Raw genomic sequence first — 18,671 nt, 5'->3', positions numbered from 1 at the left:
CAACCTCAGGCGATACGTGGGTCTGGATTGTCCAGCACGCTGTCTGTTTGCTCAGCACGGAATTTTTTCAGCACCGCATGAAACTGCGGGTGCTTGGCGCCCAGGATACTGGCGGACAACAACGCGGCGTTGATCGCGCCGGCCTTGCCGATCGCCAGGGTCGCAACCGGAATGCCAGCCGGCATCTGCACGATGGACAACAGCGAGTCCACGCCCGAGAGCATCGCCGACTGCACCGGTACGCCCAACACGGGCAGGTGAGTCTTGGCCGCGCACATGCCTGGCAAATGTGCTGCACCGCCGGCACCGGCGATGATCACCTCGATGCCGCGGGATTCTGCTTCATCGGCATACTGGAACAGCAAATCCGGGGTGCGGTGGGCAGAGACCACTTTCACTTCATACGGAATGCCGAGTTTTTCCAGCATATCGGCGGTGTGGCTAAGGGTGGACCAATCGGACTTGGAGCCCATGATCACGCCAACCAATGCACTCATCGTCGTGCCTCTTCTCTCTGGGCGCCCGCAGGCGCGTCAAAAAACAACAAGCCACGCGGGAAATCCGGCGTGGCTTGGTGTACGAATTAAGGCCGGTTGGACCGGCCGAAGGCCGCGCAGTATACCGTAATAACGCAGATAAACAGCCCCTGGGATGACCATCTGTCTTACCGCGCAAACCGGCGGTTTTATTGACTTAAGAGTCAGCGAAACAGCGCAATAACCTGTGGCAGGGGGCTGGCTCCCGATAGCGCTGGTTCAGTGTCCTAATCATCGCCTGACACACCGCTATCGGGATGCAAGCCTCTCCCGCATTTGCCCTGCATTCGGCCCAAGATTGGGCTCAGGTACTGTGCGCCGCGCCACCTTCCAGCTTTCGCCACAACAACCGCACATTCGCCTTGCGCACCAACGCACAGCGATACAGGCGAATCTCCAGCGGCACATGCCATTGCGGGCCGCCGCACACCACCAGCTCACCGCGCGCCAGTTCGGCGCGCACGCTCAGTTGCGGCACCCAGGCAATGCCCAGGCCTTCGAGGGCCATGCTTTTGAGGCTGTCGGCCATCGCGGTTTCGTACACGGTGGTAAAGCGCAACGCGCGCTGGCGCAGCAACAGGTGTACCGAACGGCCAAGAAACGCACCGGCGCTGTAGGCCAGCAGCGGCACACTGCCCTCGCCTTCCAGGTCGAACAGCGGCTTGCCGGCGGCGTCGGCGGCGCACACCGGGAGCATCTCAGTGTTGCCCAAGTGCAGCGAAGGGAAGATTTCGGCGTCCATCTGCATCGCCGCATCCGGGTCGTAGAAGGCCAGCATCAAGTCGCAGCCGCCTTCGCGCAGGGCGTGCACGGCGTCGCCGACGTTGGTGGCGACCAGCCGCGTGGCGATGTTCAGGCCTTCGTTGCGCAATTGCGCGATCCAGCGTGGGAAGAAACCCAGCGCCAGGGAGTGGGCGGCGGCCACTTGCATGACTTCGCCCTGCCCGCCTTCCAAATGATGCAAATGGCGCAGCACTTCACCCAGTTGCTCGACCACCGTGCGTGCGGTGACCAAAAACAGCTGCCCCGCCGCCGTCAACTCCACTGGCGTGCGCGAGCGGTTGACCAGGGTCAGGCCCAACGCGGCTTCCAGGCTGCGGATACGCCTGCTGAACGCCGGCTGGGTGACAAAGCGCCGCTCGGCCGCCTGGGAAAAACTTCGGGTCGCGGCCAAGGCACTGAAGTCTTCCAGCCATTTGCTCTCAAGGTTCATCACTGCCTCCCACGGGTACGCACCATTTTGGCACACACGCCCGCCATGATAGCCGGGTCACACTTGCATTATGCCGTTTATGCATAGGCCAGTGTTTAACAGCATTGGCCCAAAAATTCGTACAAGCCTAGCATTCGCAGCGTTCCGGCCAGTTCCGGGTCCTTATCGAGATGATTTCCGTCATGTCCTCTGCTGCATCTTTCCGTACAGAAAAAGACCTGCTTGGCGTACTCGAAGTACCGGCTCAAGCGTATTACGGCATCCAGACCCTGCGAGCGGTGAACAACTTCCGCCTCTCGGGCGTTCCGATTTCGCATTACCCGAAATTGGTGGTCGGCCTGGCAATGGTCAAGCAAGCAGCGGCTGACGCCAACCGCGAGTTGGGCCAGCTCAGCGAAGCCAAGCACGCGGCCATCAGCGAAGCCTGCGCTCGCCTGATCCGCGGCGACTTCCACGAAGAGTTCGTGGTGGACATGATTCAAGGCGGCGCCGGCACTTCAACCAACATGAATGCCAACGAAGTCATCGCCAACATCGCGCTGGAGGCCATGGGCCACCAGAAGGGCGAATACCAATACCTGCACCCCAACAACGACGTGAACATGGCGCAGTCGACCAACGACGCCTACCCGACCGCGATCCGCCTGGGTCTGCTGCTGGGCCATGACGCGCTGCTGGCCAGCCTCGACAGCCTGATCCAAGCCTTCGCCGCCAAGGGCGTCGAGTTCGGCCACGTGCTGAAAATGGGCCGCACCCAATTGCAAGACGCCGTGCCGATGACCCTCGGCCAGGAATTCCGCGCCTTCGCCACCACCCTGGGTGAAGACCTGGCGCGCCTGAAAACCCTGGCGCCGGAGCTGCTCACCGAAGTGAACCTGGGCGGCACCGCCATCGGTACCGGCATCAACGCCGACCCACGCTACCAGGCCCTGGCCGTACAGCGCCTGGCGGTCATCAGCGGCCAGCCGGTGGTTCCGGCAGCCGACCTGATCGAAGCCACCTCCGACATGGGCGCCTTCGTGCTGTTCTCCGGCATGCTCAAGCGTACCGCCGTGAAGCTGTCGAAGATCTGCAACGACCTGCGCCTGCTATCCAGCGGCCCACGCACCGGCATCAACGAGATCAACCTGCCGGCACGCCAGCCAGGCAGTTCGATCATGCCCGGCAAGGTCAACCCGGTGATCCCGGAAGCCGTGAACCAGGTAGCGTTCCAGGTCATCGGTAACGACCTGGCCCTGACCATGGCCGCCGAAGGTGGCCAACTGCAACTGAACGTGATGGAGCCGCTGATTGCCTTCAAGATCTTCGACTCGATCCGCCTGCTGCAACGCGCCATGGACATGCTGCGCGAACACTGCATCGTCGGCATCACCGCCAACGAAGCGCGCTGCCGCGAACTGGTGGAGCATTCCATCGGCCTGGTCACTGCGCTGAACCCGTACATCGGCTATGAAAACGCCACCCGTATCGCACGTATCGCTCTCGAAAGCGGCCGTGGGGTACTGGAACTGGTGCGCGAAGAAGGCTTGCTCGACGACGCCATGCTCGACGACATCCTGCGCCCCGAAAACATGATTGCTCCACGTTTGGTCCCGCTGAAGGCCTAAGCGTTTGTTGCACCGCTCACCAGGTTGAGGGACTAGACACCTCTCACCTTTTGAGGGCCTGAAGGCTCGTTCTTCAGGCCCTTTTTTTTGCTTCGAGGTTGTGAAATGACGCCCATAAAAAATCCAATATCGCCCTGCAAACCCACCTCCCCTGTAACAGCTTGGCTGAAACCTTTAATCGGCACGGGCAGACGGATCACGTTCGCCTAGGTATAGTGCCGCCCCTCTTCGCGTCTGCGGCCGTCGACCAAGCGGCCAGCACGCAGCGAAAGCGCATGAATAACAACACCCGCAAAAGGATTGGCATCGAAACGTCGTGCACTGCCTGGTGCTGAGCGATGCGTCGACCCGTCCTGCGTTTGCCATTAAAAAATCAGCGAGGAACACTCCATGCTCGAAGTCATCAACGACTTCCTCTCAGGGAAAGTACTGATCGCGCTCATTGTCGGGCTAGGCGGTTATTTCACGATCCGCTCGCGTTTCGTTCAACTGCGTCACTTTTTTCACATGTTCTCGGTGTTTCGCGACAGCCTCAAGAACAGCTCCGATCAGCTCAGTTCGTTCCAGGCGCTGATGCTCAGCCTGGCCGGCCGCGTCGGTGCCGGTAACATCGCCGGTGTCGGCATTGCCGTGACCCTGGGTGGCCCTGGTGCCGTGTTCTGGATGTGGGTCACCGCGTTGGTGGGCATGTCTTCGAGCTTTATCGAGTGCTCCCTGGGCCAGTTGTACAAGCGCACCGACGCGGAAGGCACTTACCGTGGCGGCCCGGCCTATTACATCCAGCACGGTTTGCACAAACGCTGGCTGGGCATGGTCATGGCGTTCCTGCTGCTGGTGACCTTCGGCTTCGCCTTCAACGGCCTGCAGGCCCACGCCGTGACCCACTCGCTGAACAACGCCTTCGGCCTGGACACCACCTACACCGGCCTGGCCCTGGCGGTATTGCTGGGTCTGGTGTTCATCGGCGGGATCAAGCGCATCGCCTCGATCGCCGACCTGCTGGTGCCGGTCAAGACCCTGGTGTACATCGCCGTGACCCTCTACGTGATCGTGCTGCAATTCGACCACGTACCGGCCATGCTCGCGACCATCGTCAAAAGCGCCTTCGGCCTCGACCAAGCCTTCGGTGGCCTGGTGGGCAGCGCGATCATCATGGGTGTCAAGCGCGGCGTGTTCGCCAACGAAGCCGGTTTGGGCAGTGCGCCTAACGTGGCAGCGGTGGCCTCGGTAGAACACCCGGTCGCCCAAGGCGTGGTGCAGGCGTTCAGCGTGTTCCTCGATACCTTCGTGATCTGCACCTGTACCGCGTTGCTGATCCTGCTTTCGGGTTTCTACACCCCGGGTTTTGAAGGCGACGGCATTGCCCTGACCCAGAACTCCCTGGCGGCGGTAGTCGGTGACTGGGGCCGCATGTTTATCTCGGTGGCCCTGGCGTTATTCGTGTTCACCTCGATCATGTACAACTACTACCTGGGCGAGAGCAACCTGCGCTTCCTGGTGGGCAACAACCGCAAGGTGCTGATCGGCTACCGCACGCTGGTGCTGGTGCTGATCTTCTGGGGCTCCATCGAGAACCTGAGCACCGTGTTCGCCTTTGCCGACATCACCATGACCCTGCTGGCCTTCGTCAACCTGTTCGCCCTGGCGTTCCTGTTCAAGATTGCCATGCGCATCCTGAACGACTACGACAACCAGCGCGCAGCGGGCATCAAGACACCGGTATTCGATTCCAGCCAGTTCCCTGACCTGGACCTGGATCGCAAGGCCTGGCCTGCCAACCCAGTGAAGCCGGATACCGTTGCAACCGCTGAACTGAACGCTCAAGTACAACGCTGAGTGTAGATAGATGACACGCCGCCCGGCCTTGGGCATGCTCTGGGCCCGGCGGCGTTTTTCGTTCAGGAGATTCTTTGATGCAATCAGCCAACAACGTGATGGTGCTCTACACCGGCGGCACTATAGGCATGCAGGCCAGCGCCAACGGCCTGGCCCCCGCATCCGGTTTTGAAGCGCGCATGCGCGAACAGCTTGCCGATGTGACCGTGCCGACCTGGCGCTTTCGGGAAATGTCGCCACTGATCGACAGCGCCAACATGAACCCAGCCTATTGGCAGCAACTGCGCACCGCCGTGGTTGAAGCCGTGGACGACGGCTGCGACGCCGTGCTGATCCTGCACGGCACCGACACCCTGGCCTACAGCGCGGCGGCCTTGGCTTTCCAACTGCTGGGCCTGCCGGCGCCGGTGGTGTTCACAGGTTCGATGCTACCGGCCGGCGTGCCCGACAGCGATGCCTGGGAAAACGTCACCGGCGCGCTGCAAGCACTGGGTGAAGGCCTCGCGGCCGGCGTACATCTGTACTTCCACGGCGCGCTGATGGCGCCGACCCGTTGCGCAAAAATCCGTAGTTTCGGGCGCAACCCGTTCGCAGCGCTGCAACGCAGCAGCCGCGCGGCCAAGGCCGATCAAATCCCCGAGGCCCTGAATTACCGCCAGCCCAAAGCCCTGGCCAACATCGGTGTGCTGCCGCTGGTGCCGGGCATCGCCGCCGCGCAACTGGATGCGCTGATCGCCAGCGGCATCCAGGCGCTGATCCTGGAATGCTATGGCAGCGGTACCGGCCCCAGCGATAACCCCGCGTTCCTCGCCAGCCTCAAGCATGCGCAGGACAAGGGCGTGGTGGTCGTGGCGATTACCCAATGCCATGAAGGTGGTGTGGAGCTGGATGTGTATGAGGCGGGTAGTCGCCTGCGGGACGTGGGCGTGTTGTCCGGTGGCGGCATGACCCGCGAAGCGGCGTTCGGCAAGCTCAACGCCTTGCTCGGCGCGGGCCTTGCCAGCACGCAAGTGCGCCGCCTGGTGGAACTGGACCTGGGCACCGAACAGCCCGCTACATAAGCACCGCCTGCCCTGTCTTGCCCTTTCCTAGCATCGAGCCCCCCCGAGCGTATGCCTCGGGGCGTTTCCATCAACTGGCAAGACAGGCCTGCACCATGACCGATCTACGCGCTACCCCGCCGAACGCACAAGAAAACGAATTGACTCTGGAACTGGTGACCCAGTTATGCGTCGGCCCCTCCCTCAGCGAAGTCGCCGCCGACCTGCTGCGCCAGTCACTGGACGAAAAATACCCTGACCTGAACATCAACCCGGACACGGCGCTGATGGGCACTGCGACGTGGAAGCTCGTCGACAACCGGATCGTTGCCGGCGCACCGCAGTATCAAACCCTCAGCAACATATTGGCCCGGCAAGCCATCACTCAGTTGCCGACCCTATGCATCGAAGGCGAGCACTTTCTCACGCAGCAACCGCTCACCGACCCGGCCACTCACCCGCCCCCGCGAACCGGCGCAATAACCGCTTCGAGAGCCGCGCCTGCCTGATCGATGTCGACTTGGTGAGCGGCGATACAATCACCCATACCCACCAAGTGTTCATCGCCGTACTGGTGGGAAAATCCGCCGGGAAAACCGTCATCCTCTGCCACTCGTTGCTCAACGGTTACCAGAAGTTCGACACCATGGCGCAACTGGGCGCGTCACTGCCGACGCTGATGTACCGCCTCGATCCGTATTAACGCCTGCTGTGGCGCTTGTACGAACCAACCGACGACTTCTTCGCGCACCAGGCCTGCGCCATGATCACGTTGCCAATCGAGGCCCATACGCGCTTCGACGTCTCCGCCAGCACGCCCATCGTGAAGCCGGTACCAGGAGGCTCTGCCGGATTGGCTGACCCAGGAGGCCTCTACCTCGGACCTGGAGTTTTATGCACGCCATCTCAAAGACCTGGCCTCACTCAACAACCTGAACGTCGGCAAAACCTATCAGGACGATATCCCTGACATCCGCCAGGACGCCCTGAACCAGCTCAAGACCGAGCTGATAAAAGACCACCCCGAGGCGAAGTACCTGGACCTCGCCAGCCTGCGCATTCAAGTCAGAAGCCAGGTGTTCTGGGGCACCTTCAGCGTGCCCGGCCAAGTCGAAACCACCACGTTCACCCTCGCCGACCTGGCCCTGCAAAGTGCCTTTTGTATCGCCCGCTGTTCGACCCGGCACTGGTTCAATACCCGTCACCGGCAAACCTGCTGTATGCAATCAGGCAAACGCCCGAGCTGCGTGAATCGGTGGTCGCCTGGCTGCCGGACGCAGTGCGCGCGGACTACACCAATTATGTATTCCCCGGTGAACTGCCGTCGCCATGGGCCGTCGCCGACTTTCTGGTGGAGCCGGCCAAACTGCGCGAGTTCAGCGGCCCGGTGCTACAGGCGGAATTTCTCAAGCTTGAGCCTTCACGGCGTTAGGCTTCTCATCACGCCTTGGTTCGTGGCGCGTGTGATTATTCAACCTGCCACGCCGTGCGCAGCCGGGCCAATGCCTCAGCGGCCGCCGCCTCGGGTACGGCGGCGAAGCCCAGCACCAGCCCCGCACGCTGGTCGGCCGGGGTGAGCGAGCCCGGTAGCCAATAGCTGCTCAACCCGGTGATCTCGACCTGCGCTTCACGCGCTTGCGCCAGCAACCATTGCTCACGCGCCAGGCTGTCGACGCGTACGGTCAGGTGCAACCCCGCCGTAACACTGGGCAGGCTGCCCATGCCCGGCACGTCGGCGGGCCAGCCGGCCAGCAACGCGTTACGCCGACTCAACGCCGCCCGGCGCATACGGCGGATGTGACGCTGGAAATGCCCCGCAGCCATAAACTCGGCCATCACCGCCTGGGTGCTGACTTCCGAATGCCGCACATCCACCGCCCGGCGCCGCGTGAACGCCTGGACACTGCCCTGCGGCAGCACCAGATAACCCAGGCGCAACGCGGGAAAGGCGACCTTGCCGAAGGTGCCGACGTACAGCACGCGCCCGCTGCGGTCGAGCGCCGCCAAGGGGGCCAACGGCGCACCGCTGTAGCGGTACTCACCGTCGTAGTCGTCTTCAATGATCCAGCCGCCACTGCGCTCGGCCCAGGCCAGCAACTCCAGGCGCCGGGCCAGGCTCATGACCACGCCCGTCGGGTACTGATGCGAGGGAGTGACGTAGGCCAGGCGGCAATCGGTGAGCGCGTTGAGCGCAGTGCAGTCGATGCCTTCACTGTCCAGCGCCACACCCTGGAGTTTCGCGCCGGCAATCGCGAACGCGTGCCCGGCCGCACGATAGCCTGGGTTTTCGATCGCCACCGTGTCGCCCGGCGCGACCAGCAGCTGTGCACAAAGGCTGATTGCCTGCTGTGCGCCGCTGGTGATCACTATTTGCTCAGCCGTGCATTGCATCCCTCGCGAGCTGCGCAAGTAAGCCGCGATCAAACCACGCAGCCGCTCATCCCCCGCCGGGTTGCCGTAGCACAGCTGCTGCAGGTTCGGTTTACGCCAAAAAGCCGCATTCAGCTTGGCCCACACCTCAAAGGGGAACAGGTCGAAGGCCGGTACGCCCACCCTGAAAGCCCGTGGCGGACCGGTGGGAGGCAGCGGCAAATGATGGCTTTCCAGGCGCTCCAGCGCCGCGCTGTGGATAACTTTTTCTGCGTCGGATGGCGAAGAACTCCTGCAAATTGTGGATAAGGCTGGGGATAAGCCTGTTGAAAACCCTGTGGACAATTTTGTGGATAATTTTTTTGGCGCATCACGGCTTGTCGGTAGCTGCGCCACATAGGTGCCATCGCCCACCCGCCCTTCGATAAAGCCTTCGGCATAGAGCTGGTCATAGGCCCGCACTACGCTGTTGCGCGAGATCGACAACGCGGTTGCCAGGTCGCGGGTTGCCGGTAAACGGGTGCCACTGGCGAGCCGCCCGTCCAGCACACGCTGGCGCAGGGCCTGGTATAGCTGACGCGTCAGGCCCTGGCTGCGGTCCAGCTCGATGCCGGCGGGGTTGAACGACAAAGGTGCGTGTAAAGAGGGCATGAAATTGGACCTATGAAATGAGCCACAGATGGCTCTTACAACGAACCAATAGCCTGCCTAGGATGCTGGCATTCGCCAAGGAAAATATTTATGTACACACCACGCGCCTTCGCCCTCGACGACTTGCCTGAAATTCAGCAACTGATCCAGCACACGCGCCTGGCGCAGGTGGTGACCTTTGGCGAACAAGGCCTGCAGGCCAGCCACTTGCCGTTGCTACTGAACCCGGATGAAGGCCCCAATGGCACGCTCTACGGGCACCTGGCCAAGGCCAACCCGCAGTGGCGCGATTTACACAACGGCAGTGATGCCCTGGTGATCTTCGCCGGTGCCGATGCCTATATCAGCCCGGCGTTTTACCCGGCCAAGGCCGAGCACGGCAAAGTGGTGCCAACCTGGAATTACATCGCCGTGCATGCCTACGGCAAAGCCGAGGTGTTCACCGACGCCGAACGCCTGCTCAAGCTGGTCAGCGCCCTGACCGAGCGCCACGAAAGCGGCCGCGCCCAACCCTGGGCCGTGAGCGACGCACCGGCCGACTACATCGACGGCATGCTCAAGGCCATCGTCGGCTTCGCCCTGCCGATCGACCGCTTGATCGGCAAACGCAAACTCAGCCAGAACCGCAGCGCGGCGGATATGGCCGGCGTGCGCGAAGGCCTGACCGCCAGCCAAGACGTGCGTGACCAGACGCTCGCGCGTTTCATTCCCAAGGAGCCCGTATGAACCCGATTGAAATTCGCCAGGTCAGCGCCGCTGATTACGCCGCCTGGCTGCCGCTGTGGCAGGCCTACTTGGCCTTCTACAACACCGAACTGCCGGACGCCGTGACCCAGAGCACCTGGCAACGCCTGGTCGAGGCCAACGAACCGACCCATTCGGCGCTGGCCTGGCAAGCCGGCAAGGCGGTGGGCATGGTCAACTTCATCTACCACCGCTCCAATTGGAGCATCGAGAATTCCTGTTACCTGCAAGACCTGTTCGTGGGCCCGACGCAACGCGGCACCGGCGTGGGCCGCAAACTGATCGAGTTCGTCTACGCCACCGCCAAGGCCGACGGCTGCTGTAAGGTGCATTGGCTGACCCACGAGACCAACGCCACCGCGATCCAACTGTATGAGCGCATCGCCGAACGCCCGGGTTTCATCCAATTTCGCAAAGGTCTTTAAGGAGCGCAGCATGTCCACTTCCCTCGCCCACTGGAAAGGTGCCCCGGCGCCTTCGGCCCTTCTGCTCGAAGGGCGCTTTATCCGCCTGGAAAAACTCGACCCCGCGCGCCACGCCGATCAACTGTGGCAAGCCCTCGAAGGCCCCGGCGCCGACCCTAAATTGTGGGACTACTTGCCTTACGGGCCGTTTGCCGAGCGTGCCGCGTTCGATGCGTGGCTCAATAACCATGCCGCCAACAGCGATCCGTATTTCTTCAGCGTGGTCGACCGCGCCAGCGGCGAGGTGCAGGGCATCCTCAGCCTGATGTCCATTGTTGCGGCCCAGGGTCGGATCGAAATCGGCCACGTCACCTTCGGCGCGCCGATGCAGCGCTCGCCCAAAAGCACCGAAGCGGTGTACCTGCTGGCCAAGTACGCATTCGATCAGGGCTACCGCCGCCTGGAATGGAAATGCAACAACGGCAACGCCCGCTCCAAATATGCGGCCGAGCGCTTGGGGTTCAGTTTTGAGGGGGTGTTCCGCCAGCACATGGTGGTCAAGGGGCAGAACCGCGACACCGCTTGGTATTCGATTCTGGATTCGGAATGGCCAGCGGTGGGGGCGGGGTTTGAGAAGTGGCTGTCGGAGGCGAACCAGGCAGGCTCAGGGCAGCTGAAAACGCTGGCCGAGTGCCGTACCCCGATTTAACACCCCACCAAACCATTGTGGGAGGGAGCAAGCCCTCTCCCATATGATCGGCGGTGAATCATTGGCTCAGATGCTGGGCCAGCACCGCAATGTGCTCTGGCCCGATGCCGCAGCAGCCGCCCAAATGACTGGCGCCGCGGGCTTTCCAGTCGGCGGCCCAGTGCAGGTAGCCGGGCGGGTCGAGGTCGTCGCGCAGCGGGTCCAGACCATCGTTGGCCGTGGCTTCCTTGGGTTGCGGCGGGAAAGCATTGGCGTAGGCGCCGATCTGGATCGCCACGCCCAGGCGTTCGAAGGTTTCGCGCGCGGCATCGATGGCAGCGCCGATCACTTCCGGCTGGCTGCAGTTGAACAGCAGCACGTGCACGCCCAACTGCGCTGCCGCCTCGGCCGCGTCCGCCACCGGCTCGCCGGAGCGCAGGCGCGGGACCTCGTCGGTGTCTTCGTCTTTCAAGGTAAACGACAGCCAGAACGGCTTGCCATCCTCTGGTAAACCGGCCTTGATCGCTCGCGCCTCGACGATTGAACTCTGGGTTTCGGCCAGCCACAGGTCGACATGCGGCGCCAGGCCCCGCACCAGGGGCGTGAGCAACTCAGACACACGCTGCGCTTCAAACAAATCCGGACGATAAGAGCCAAACAACGGCGGTAATGAGCCGGCCACCCGCACGCTTTTGCCTGAGGCAGTCACCGCACGACGCGCCAACTCACCCGCCAACGCAGCCAGCGCTTGGCCTTCGGCGGCAAACCGCGCCTCACCGATATGAAACGGCACCACCGCGTAACTGTTGCTGGTGATCACATCGGCACCGCTGTCGATATAGGCCGCGTGCACCGCCTCCACCGCCTGCGGCGCCTCGCTCAAGGCCAACGCCGACCATTCCGGCTGACGGAACGGCGCGCCCCGGCGTTGCAGTTCACGGCCCATGCCGCCATCGAGAATTACGGTTTTTTCGTCCATATGCCTTTTACTCATAAGCTTATGAAAATAACTCACTATGAGAGTCGTTCTTATAACTATTTAATACGTTCGATCCGCTTCATACCAACTCTTTTTTCTAAAGGTGTCACCGTGAAACTTAAATCCCTGTTGGCCCTGGGCCTGATGACACTGGCGGCCTCTACCCAGGCCTTCGCCGGCGCGACCCTGGACCGCATCGAACAGAAAAAAGAGCTGGTGGGCGTGCTGATGGAAAGCTACCCGCCGTTCTCGTTTCTCAATGAGCAGAACCAACTCGACGGCTTCGACGTTGACGTGGCCAAGGCCGTTGCGCAGAAGCTGGGCGTTAAGCTGCGCCTGGAAACGCCCTCGTGGGACGTGATCGCCGCTGGCCGCTGGAGCGGGCGCTACGATATTTGTATCTGCTCGATGACCCCAAGCAAGGCACGCGCCGAGGTGTTTGATTTCCCGGTGGAGTATTACGCTTCCCCGGCGGTGATCGTGGTCAATGCCAAGGACGATCGCATCCACAGCGCCAAGGACCTGAGCGGCAAGAAAGTCGGCCTTACCAGCGCCTCCAGCTATGAAAGCTACCTGAACAAGAACCTGGTGATCGAGGGCGCCGAAGACACGCAGTTGCAGTACCCGTTCGAGGACGTGCAAATCGCCCCGTACGATACCGACAACGTAGCGTTCCAGGACTTGGGCCTGGGCGCCGGCGTGCGCCTGGATGCAATCCTCACCAACCTGGTCACCGCCCAACCGCGCCTGAACCAGGACAAACGCTTCAAGCTGGCCGGCGAACCGCTGTACTCCGAGCCCAACTCGGTGGCCATCGAAAAAGGCGACCCGCAGTGGGACAGCAAGGTGCGTGAAGTCTTCGCCCAGCTGAAACAGGACGGCACGTTGAGCAAGCTGTCGCAAAAATGGATCGGCGCCGATATCAGCCGATGAGCTTTCGCATACGGCTGTACCTGACCTGGGCGACGCTGTTCGCCCTGTTTGCCGGTTTCTTCCTGAGCTTTGACCTGAAGTTCTCGATCATCCTCGACAAGCTGCCCAACCTGGTCGGCCTGCACTTGGCGCCCAACGGTTTTCTGCAAGGCGCGGCACTGACGGTGTTTTTGTGCCTGTGCTCGATTGCCGCGTCGTCGGTGCTGGGCTTTATCACCGCCCTGGGGCGCCTGTCGAAAAGTGCCGTGGCGTTCGGTATCGCCAGTTTCTACGCCTCGTTCTTTCGCGGCACGCCGCTGCTGATCCAGATCCTGTTGATCTACCTGGGCCTGCCGCAACTGGGCCTGGTGCCGGGCGCCATCGTCGCGGGGATCATCGCGCTGTCGCTGAACTATGGCGCTTACCTGAGCGAAATTTTCCGCGCCGGTATCCTGGGCGTTCCCCACGGCCAACGCGAAGCCGCCCTGGCCCTGGGCATGCGCGACAGTGCGATCTTCTGGCACGTCACCCTGCCCCAGGCCATGCGCACCATCATTCCGCCCGCGACCAACCAGTTCATCTCCATGCTCAAGGACTCGTCCCTGATCTCGGTGATGGGCGTGTGGGAAGTGATGTTCCTGGCGCAGTCCTATGGCCGCTCCAGCTACCGCTACATTGAAATGCTCACCACGGCCGCGATCATCTACTGGGTGATGTCGCTCGGGTTGGAACTGATCCAGGCGCGCATGGAGCGTCATTATGGCAAGGGCTATGTAAAGCGCGGGTGACCGGCCGCCAAACAACGAGCGTGACCCGCCCTATCGCTGATTGTTTTTAATCGCGCCAGACCAGAGACATCTCCCGCAAACGAGCGGCTCGCAGGCTGACATTTATCCCCCCGGTACGCCGCTAAATTCCCCGCCTCATATATCAAGAGGTGGGTTTACATGCCGCTCATAAAGAAACAACTCGCAATGGCCATCACCCTGACGCTCGGCGCGCTCAGCGCTCAACACGCGCAGGCACGAGGCGACATCGAGCCAGACAGCGAATGGCTTGAGCCGGCTGCGGTGAGCAGTGGAAGGCACCATTTCGAACCGGCTTTGCCGACACCCGAAGACTTCTACTTCGCCAACACCGCCACCAGCCGGAACGGTTTGAGCGTCGCCAAAGTGGTGGACTCCGCGGTGCAAACCCTGCTGGCCTCGGACGAACTGCATGAATGGGAAAAAAACCGCCTTGAGAATTACGGCCTGTACCTGGGCACCTTGGAGCCAGGTCGGATAGGTGCCGTGCTTGAGCAACTGGCAGGCACCCAGAACGCCAACCTGGGCACCGCCACTCAAAACAGCATGAATCAATTGAACGCCAGCCTGTTGTCGGCCCTGCGCCTGCTGGACAACCACGCCAGCGAGACAGGACGCGTATGGGTCCAGAGCCTGGGCCATAGCGGCAAGCTCGATGCCCAGCACGGCAGTGCCGGCTTGAAACAACGCAGCCAGGGCCTGCTGCTGGGTGCCGACTGGTCAATCGACCCTGCATGGCGACTCGGCGTGGTGGCCGGCAAGTCCGGCAGCGAACTGAACGCCACGCGTTTCAAAGGTGATCTGGACAGTTGGCACCTGGGGGCTTACGCCGTGCGCCAGGACGGACCACTGGCCTTGCGCCTGGGGGCGCTTTACAGCGCCCATACCGGGAAAAACAAGCGTACGGTCGATTTCGATTTTATTAACCGCCGCGAAAATCTCACGGGCCAGTACAACGCCCAGAGCCAAAACGTATTCGCAGAGTTGGGCTATCAATTGGACCTGGGCGGTTTGCACGCCGAGCCCTTTGCCGGCGCTGGTTTTCAGCGCTATCAGCGTGACCGTTTTCGGGAAAAAGGCGGCTACAGCGCACTGGACGTGGGTGCACAAACCCAGCAAAACCTCAGCACTACCTTGGGCCTTCGCTTGAGCCACGGTTTTGCACTGGGCAACCAAATGACCCTCAAACCGCACCTGAGCACCCAATGGAAACACCTGTATGGCGACGTCAACAGTCGCGTTCGCCAGTCATTTGCCTGGAACAAACGTCAGGACTTCAACAGTGAGTTCACCATCGACGGCACCGCTCTGGACCGCGACAGTCTGGCGCTGCGTACCGGCCTGGACATGGCGCTGTCGGCTGAACACCGTGTGGGCCTGGCCTACACCGCCGAGTTCGGCAGCCATAGTCGTAACCAGGGGTTGATGGGGCAATGGGCGATGGCGTTCTAAGGCGGCATTGCCTGAACAACAGACAAAAAAAGGGGGCACATGCCCCCCGAGGTTTAAACGGTAGTGTCGAAGGCTGGGTAATCAGCCTTCGATTTCGATCAGGATTTCGCCAGGGTTGACCCGGTCGCCCTTGGCCACGTGCACAGCGACCACCTTGCCGGCAATCGAGGCCTGGACTTCGGTTTCCATCTTCATGGCTTCGGTAATCAGCACAGCCTGGCCGGCCTTGACCACGTCGCCTTCCTTGACCAGCACGTCGACGATATTGCCCGGCATCGCGGTGCTCACATGGCCCGGCTCGGTGGCCTGCTTGCGCTTGCTACCGCCGCCGCCGACAAACTCGTTGAGTGGCTCGAACACCACTTCTTCCGGCATGCCGTCGATGGACAGATAGAAGTGACGCTTGCCTTCGGCTTTCACGCCGACACCGGTGATATCCACGCGGTAGCTTTCGCCGTGCACGTCGATCACGAACTCGGTCGGCACACCCTCGCCGCCGGCGCGCGCCACACCGCCCGCTTCCGGGATAGGCAGCAGCACTTCCGGCGCCAGGGTGCCGGCGTCACGCTCTTCGAGGAATTTGCGCCCGATGTCCGGGAACATGGCGTAGGTCAGCACGTCTTCTTCAGACTTGGCCAACGCGCCGATTTCGCCGCGCAGCTTGGTCATTTCCGGCTTGAGCAGGTCAGCAGGGCGTACATCGATCACGTCTTCGCTGCCGATGGCCTGGCGACGCAGTTTTTCGTTCACAGTGCCCGGCGCCTTGCCGTAGCCGCCTTGCAAGTAGAGCTTCACTTCGTTGGTGATGGTCTTGTAGCGCTCGCCGGCCAGCACGTTGAAAAACGCCTGGGTGCCGACGATCTGCGAGGTTGGGGTGACCAGCGGCGGGAAGCCGAGGTCTTCACGCACGCGCGGAATTTCAGCCAGCACTTCGCTCATGCGGTTGAGCGCGCCCTGCTCCTTGAGCTGGTTGGCCAGGTTGGAAATCATCCCGCCCGGTACCTGGTTGACTTGCACGCGGGTGTCGACCGCGGTGAATTCGCTTTCGAACTGGTGGTACTTCTTGCGCACGGCGTAGAAGTACAGGCCGATCTCTTGCAGCAGTTCCAGGTCCAGGCCAGTGTCGAACTCGCTGCCTTTGAGGGCGGCGACCATCGACTCGGTACCGGGGTGGCTGGTGCCCCAGGCGAAGCTGGAGATAGCGGTGTCGATATGGTCGGCACCGTTTTCGATGGCCTTGAGTTGGCACATCGCGGCCAGGCCGGCGGTGTCGTGGGAGTGAATAAAGATCGGCAGGTTCTGCTCGGCTTTCAGCGCCTTGACCAGCTCACCGGTGGCGTACGGGGTCAGCAGGCCGGCCATGTCCTTGATCGCGATCGAGTCGCAACCCATGGATTCCAGTTGCTTGGCCTGGGCCACGAAGGCCTCGACGGTGTGCACCGGGCTGGTGGTGTAGGCGATGGTGCCCTGGGCATGTTTGCCCGCTGCCTTCACCGCTTCGATAGCCACGCGCAGGTTACGCACATCGTTCATGGCGTCGAAGATGCGGAACACATCGATGCCGTTCACGGCGGCCTTGGCGACGAAGGCTTTGACCACGTCGTCGCTGTAGTGGCGGTAGCCCAACAGGTTCTGGCCGCGCAGCAGCATTTGCAGGCGAGTATTGGGCAACGCGGCGCGCAATTGGCGCAGGCGCTCCCATGGGTCTTCTTTCAAAAAGCGCACGCAGGCGTCGAAGGTCGCGCCGCCCCAGACTTCCAGGGACCAGTAGCCGACTTTGTCGAGCTTGTCGCAGATCGGCAGCATGTCATCGGTGCGCATGCGGGTGGCCAGCAACGATTGGTGAGCGTCGCGCAGGATGGTGTCGGTGACAAAAATCTTCTTGCTCATTCTTATAGTCCTCACAGGCCTGCGTGGGCGGCGATGGCGGCGGCGATGGCCAGGGCCAGCTCTTCGGGTTTGCGCTTGATCGAGTAGTTGGTCAGCTCAGGGTGGCTTTCCACAAAGCTTGTATTGAACTGGCCGCTACGGAATTCCGGGTTGCGCAGGATTTCCTGGTAGTAGGCGGCGGTGGTCTTCACGCCTTGCAGGCGCATGTCGTCCAAGGCACGTAGGCCACGGTCCATGGCCTCTTCCCAGGTCAACGCCCACACCACCAGTTTCAGGCACATGGAGTCATAGAACGGTGGGATGGTGTAGCCGGTGTAAATCGCCGTGTCGGTACGCACGCCGGGGCCGCCGGGCGCGTAATAACGGGTAATTTTGCCGAAGCTGGGCAGGAAGTTGTTCTTCGGGTCTTCGGCGTTGATACGGAACTGCAACGCAAAACCACGGTGCTGGATGTCTTCCTGTTTCACCGACAGCGGCAGGCCGGAAGCGATGCGGATCTGCTCGCGGACGATGTCGATCCCGGTGATTTCTTCGGTGATGGTGTGTTCCACCTGCACCCGGGTGTTCATCTCCATGAAGTACACCTCGCCCTCGGCGAGCAGGAACTCCACGGTGCCGGCGTTCTCGTAGCCCACGGCCTTGGCGGCGCGCACCGACAGGTCGCCGATGTAGGCGCGCTGTTCCGGGGTCAGCTGCGGGCTGGGGGCGATTTCGATGAGCTTCTGGTTGCGGCGCTGAATCGAACAATCGCGTTCGAACAGGTGCACCACGTTGCCAAAGCTGTCACCGAGAATCTGCGCCTCGATGTGCTTGGGATTGACGATGCATTTTTCCAGGAACACTTCCGCCGAACCGAAGGCCTTGGTGGCTTCGGAAATCACGCGAGGGAAGGCTTGCTCGAGTTCTTCGCGGCTGTTGCACCGGCGAATACCGCGACCGCCGCCACCGGAGGTCGCCTTGAGCATCACCGGGTAACCGATACGGTCGCCCTCGGTGAGAGCCTCGGCGATGTCGGCGACGTTGCCTTCGGTGCCTGGGGTCACCGGTACACCGGCCTTGATCATGCTGCGACGGGCTTCGGTCTTGTCGCCCATGCGGCGGATCACTTCAGCGGCCGGGCCGATGAATTTGATCCCGCGTTCGGCGCAGATGTCCGCCAGCTCGGCGTTTTCCGACAGGAAACCGTAGCCGGGGTGCAACGCATCACAACCGGTTTCCACGGCCAGGTTCACCAGCTTGCGCGGGTTCAGGTAGCCGGCCAACGGCTCGGCACCAATGCTGTGGGCTTCGTCGGCACGTTTGACGTGCAACGCGTGGCGGTCGGCATCGGAATACACCGCGACCGAGCGAATGCCCATCTCGGCGCAAGCACGCACGATTCGTACGGCAATCTCACCACGGTTGGCGATCAGGATCTTTTTTATCACTTGGAAATTCCCTTGAGCCAATTGCTGCGTTCTTCGACCCGCTGAAGCCGGGTCGGCGCGTGACCAAATGTTTCATGACAGTCGCGAGACACACACTAAGCCCCAGCAGGGATTAA

General features: G+C 61.9%; 19 protein-coding genes. 12 read left to right on the top strand and 7 right to left on the bottom strand.

The window, feature by feature from the left end:
* Positions 1-5: 5 nt before the first annotated feature.
* Together purE and AB4O23_RS04485 are read right to left on the bottom strand one after the other, a co-directional pair.
* Positions 6-497, bottom strand: coding sequence for a 5-(carboxyamino)imidazole ribonucleotide mutase (gene purE, locus AB4O23_RS04490; RefSeq protein ID WP_003176980.1), 492 nt, complete (start codon positions 495-497; stop codon positions 6-8).
* Between the two features lie 343 nt (positions 498-840).
* Complete coding sequence (locus tag AB4O23_RS04485) at positions 841-1,749, bottom strand: LysR substrate-binding domain-containing protein (protein WP_017528607.1); 909 nt, start codon at positions 1,747-1,749, stop codon at positions 841-843.
* A 182-nt stretch (positions 1,750-1,931) separates the two neighbouring features.
* Between AB4O23_RS04485 and aspA the strand changes: the two genes are divergently transcribed.
* From aspA to AB4O23_RS04460, 5 genes are all read left to right on the top strand, one after another.
* Complete coding sequence (gene aspA / locus AB4O23_RS04480) at positions 1,932-3,356, top strand: aspartate ammonia-lyase (RefSeq protein WP_017528608.1); 1,425 nt, start codon at positions 1,932-1,934, stop codon at positions 3,354-3,356.
* A 390-nt stretch (positions 3,357-3,746) separates the two neighbouring features.
* Positions 3,747-5,192: an alanine/glycine:cation symporter family protein gene (locus AB4O23_RS04475; RefSeq protein ID WP_017528609.1), complete on the top strand. Its 1,446-nt coding sequence runs from the start codon at positions 3,747-3,749 to the stop codon at positions 5,190-5,192.
* A 77-nt stretch (positions 5,193-5,269) separates the two neighbouring features.
* The gene (locus tag AB4O23_RS04470) at positions 5,270-6,253 is read left to right on the top strand and encodes an asparaginase (RefSeq protein ID WP_065879235.1); all 984 of its coding nucleotides are present in this window, start codon (positions 5,270-5,272) and stop codon (positions 6,251-6,253) included.
* A gap of 95 nt (positions 6,254-6,348) precedes the next feature.
* Complete coding sequence (locus AB4O23_RS04465) at positions 6,349-6,741, top strand: hypothetical protein (protein WP_026067316.1); 393 nt, start codon at positions 6,349-6,351, stop codon at positions 6,739-6,741.
* 14 nt (positions 6,742-6,755) lie between these two features.
* Positions 6,756-6,935, top strand: a complete 180-nt coding sequence (locus AB4O23_RS04460) for a hypothetical protein (protein WP_217855566.1) — start codon at positions 6,756-6,758, stop codon at positions 6,933-6,935.
* 217 nt (positions 6,936-7,152) lie between these two features.
* On the opposite strand, the gene AB4O23_RS04455 is transcribed toward AB4O23_RS04460, so the two are convergent.
* Positions 7,153-7,383: a hypothetical protein gene (locus AB4O23_RS04455; RefSeq protein WP_065879233.1), complete on the bottom strand. Its 231-nt coding sequence runs from the start codon at positions 7,381-7,383 to the stop codon at positions 7,153-7,155.
* A gap of 8 nt (positions 7,384-7,391) precedes the next feature.
* On the opposite strand from AB4O23_RS04455, the gene AB4O23_RS04450 reads away from it, so the two are divergent.
* On the top strand, positions 7,392-7,664 hold the full coding sequence (locus tag AB4O23_RS04450; RefSeq protein WP_026067317.1) for a hypothetical protein: 273 nt from the start codon (positions 7,392-7,394) through the stop codon (positions 7,662-7,664).
* 35 nt (positions 7,665-7,699) lie between these two features.
* On the opposite strand, the gene pdxR is transcribed toward AB4O23_RS04450, so the two are convergent.
* Complete coding sequence (gene pdxR / locus AB4O23_RS04445) at positions 7,700-9,253, bottom strand: MocR-like pyridoxine biosynthesis transcription factor PdxR (RefSeq protein WP_460062399.1); 1,554 nt, start codon at positions 9,251-9,253, stop codon at positions 7,700-7,702.
* Between the two features lie 90 nt (positions 9,254-9,343).
* Here pdxR and AB4O23_RS04440 point away from each other — a divergent pair, with 90 nt between their 5' ends.
* From AB4O23_RS04440 to AB4O23_RS04430, 3 genes are read left to right on the top strand one after another with little or no spacing between them, the layout of a single operon-like run.
* The gene (locus tag AB4O23_RS04440) at positions 9,344-9,979 is read left to right on the top strand and encodes an FMN-binding negative transcriptional regulator (protein ID WP_017528614.1); all 636 of its coding nucleotides are present in this window, start codon (positions 9,344-9,346) and stop codon (positions 9,977-9,979) included.
* A complete protein-coding gene (locus AB4O23_RS04435; RefSeq protein WP_017528615.1) occupies positions 9,976-10,422 on the top strand; it encodes a GNAT family N-acetyltransferase in 447 nt (148 codons plus the stop codon). The genes AB4O23_RS04440 and AB4O23_RS04435 overlap by 4 nt, the downstream gene beginning before the upstream one ends.
* 10 nt (positions 10,423-10,432) lie before the next feature.
* The gene (locus AB4O23_RS04430; RefSeq protein WP_017528616.1) at positions 10,433-11,110 is read left to right on the top strand and encodes a GNAT family N-acetyltransferase; all 678 of its coding nucleotides are present in this window, start codon (positions 10,433-10,435) and stop codon (positions 11,108-11,110) included.
* 58 nt (positions 11,111-11,168) lie between these two features.
* On the opposite strand, the gene AB4O23_RS04425 is transcribed toward AB4O23_RS04430, so the two are convergent.
* Positions 11,169-12,068: a homocysteine S-methyltransferase family protein gene (locus AB4O23_RS04425; protein WP_017528617.1), complete on the bottom strand. Its 900-nt coding sequence runs from the start codon at positions 12,066-12,068 to the stop codon at positions 11,169-11,171.
* 111 nt (positions 12,069-12,179) lie between these two features.
* On the opposite strand from AB4O23_RS04425, the gene AB4O23_RS04420 reads away from it, so the two are divergent.
* From AB4O23_RS04420 to AB4O23_RS04410, 3 genes are all read left to right on the top strand, one after another.
* A complete protein-coding gene (locus AB4O23_RS04420) occupies positions 12,180-13,001 on the top strand; it encodes an ABC transporter substrate-binding protein (RefSeq protein ID WP_017528618.1) in 822 nt (273 codons plus the stop codon).
* A complete protein-coding gene (locus tag AB4O23_RS04415) occupies positions 12,998-13,768 on the top strand; it encodes an amino acid ABC transporter permease (RefSeq protein WP_017528619.1) in 771 nt (256 codons plus the stop codon). Before AB4O23_RS04420 ends, AB4O23_RS04415 begins: the two co-directional genes overlap by 4 nt.
* Before the next feature lie 159 nt (positions 13,769-13,927).
* A complete protein-coding gene (locus AB4O23_RS04410) occupies positions 13,928-15,238 on the top strand; it encodes an autotransporter outer membrane beta-barrel domain-containing protein (RefSeq protein WP_460070073.1) in 1,311 nt (436 codons plus the stop codon).
* Positions 15,239-15,319: 81 nt separating this feature from the next.
* On the opposite strand, the gene oadA is transcribed toward AB4O23_RS04410, so the two are convergent.
* A complete protein-coding gene (gene oadA, locus AB4O23_RS04405; protein WP_017528621.1) occupies positions 15,320-17,128 on the bottom strand; it encodes a sodium-extruding oxaloacetate decarboxylase subunit alpha in 1,809 nt (602 codons plus the stop codon).
* An 11-nt stretch (positions 17,129-17,139) separates the two neighbouring features.
* A complete protein-coding gene (locus tag AB4O23_RS04400) occupies positions 17,140-18,555 on the bottom strand; it encodes an acetyl-CoA carboxylase biotin carboxylase subunit (RefSeq protein WP_010565910.1) in 1,416 nt (471 codons plus the stop codon).
* Positions 18,556-18,671 lie beyond the last annotated feature (116 nt).

It is taken from the genome of Pseudomonas sp. H2_A10, from assembly GCF_054680085.1.
The sequence above is the reverse complement of the archived record's forward strand: the minus strand, read 5'-3'. Positions and strand labels throughout refer to the sequence as shown.

Bases quoted from the DNA above. Each gene is read 5' to 3' on its own strand.
- purE (WP_003176980.1), bottom strand. From the start codon at position 497: ATGAGTGCATTGGTTGGCGTGATCATGGGCTCCAAGTCCGATTGGTCC.
- AB4O23_RS04485 (WP_017528607.1), bottom strand. From the start codon at position 1,749: ATGAACCTTGAGAGCAAATGGCTGGAAGACTTCAGTGCCTTGGCCGCG.
- aspA (WP_017528608.1), top strand. From the start codon at position 1,932: ATGTCCTCTGCTGCATCTTTCCGTACAGAAAAAGACCTGCTTGGCGTA.
- AB4O23_RS04475 (WP_017528609.1), top strand. From the start codon at position 3,747: ATGCTCGAAGTCATCAACGACTTCCTCTCAGGGAAAGTACTGATCGCG.
- AB4O23_RS04470 (WP_065879235.1), top strand. From the start codon at position 5,270: ATGCAATCAGCCAACAACGTGATGGTGCTCTACACCGGCGGCACTATA.
- AB4O23_RS04465 (WP_026067316.1), top strand. From the start codon at position 6,349: ATGACCGATCTACGCGCTACCCCGCCGAACGCACAAGAAAACGAATTG.
- pdxR (WP_460062399.1), bottom strand. From the start codon at position 9,253: ATGCCCTCTTTACACGCACCTTTGTCGTTCAACCCCGCCGGCATCGAG.
- AB4O23_RS04440 (WP_017528614.1), top strand. From the start codon at position 9,344: ATGTACACACCACGCGCCTTCGCCCTCGACGACTTGCCTGAAATTCAG.
- AB4O23_RS04435 (WP_017528615.1), top strand. From the start codon at position 9,976: ATGAACCCGATTGAAATTCGCCAGGTCAGCGCCGCTGATTACGCCGCC.
- AB4O23_RS04430 (WP_017528616.1), top strand. From the start codon at position 10,433: ATGTCCACTTCCCTCGCCCACTGGAAAGGTGCCCCGGCGCCTTCGGCC.
- AB4O23_RS04425 (WP_017528617.1), bottom strand. From the start codon at position 12,068: ATGGACGAAAAAACCGTAATTCTCGATGGCGGCATGGGCCGTGAACTG.
- AB4O23_RS04415 (WP_017528619.1), top strand. From the start codon at position 12,998: ATGAGCTTTCGCATACGGCTGTACCTGACCTGGGCGACGCTGTTCGCC.
- AB4O23_RS04410 (WP_460070073.1), top strand. From the start codon at position 13,928: ATGCCGCTCATAAAGAAACAACTCGCAATGGCCATCACCCTGACGCTC.
- oadA (WP_017528621.1), bottom strand. From the start codon at position 17,128: ATGAGCAAGAAGATTTTTGTCACCGACACCATCCTGCGCGACGCTCAC.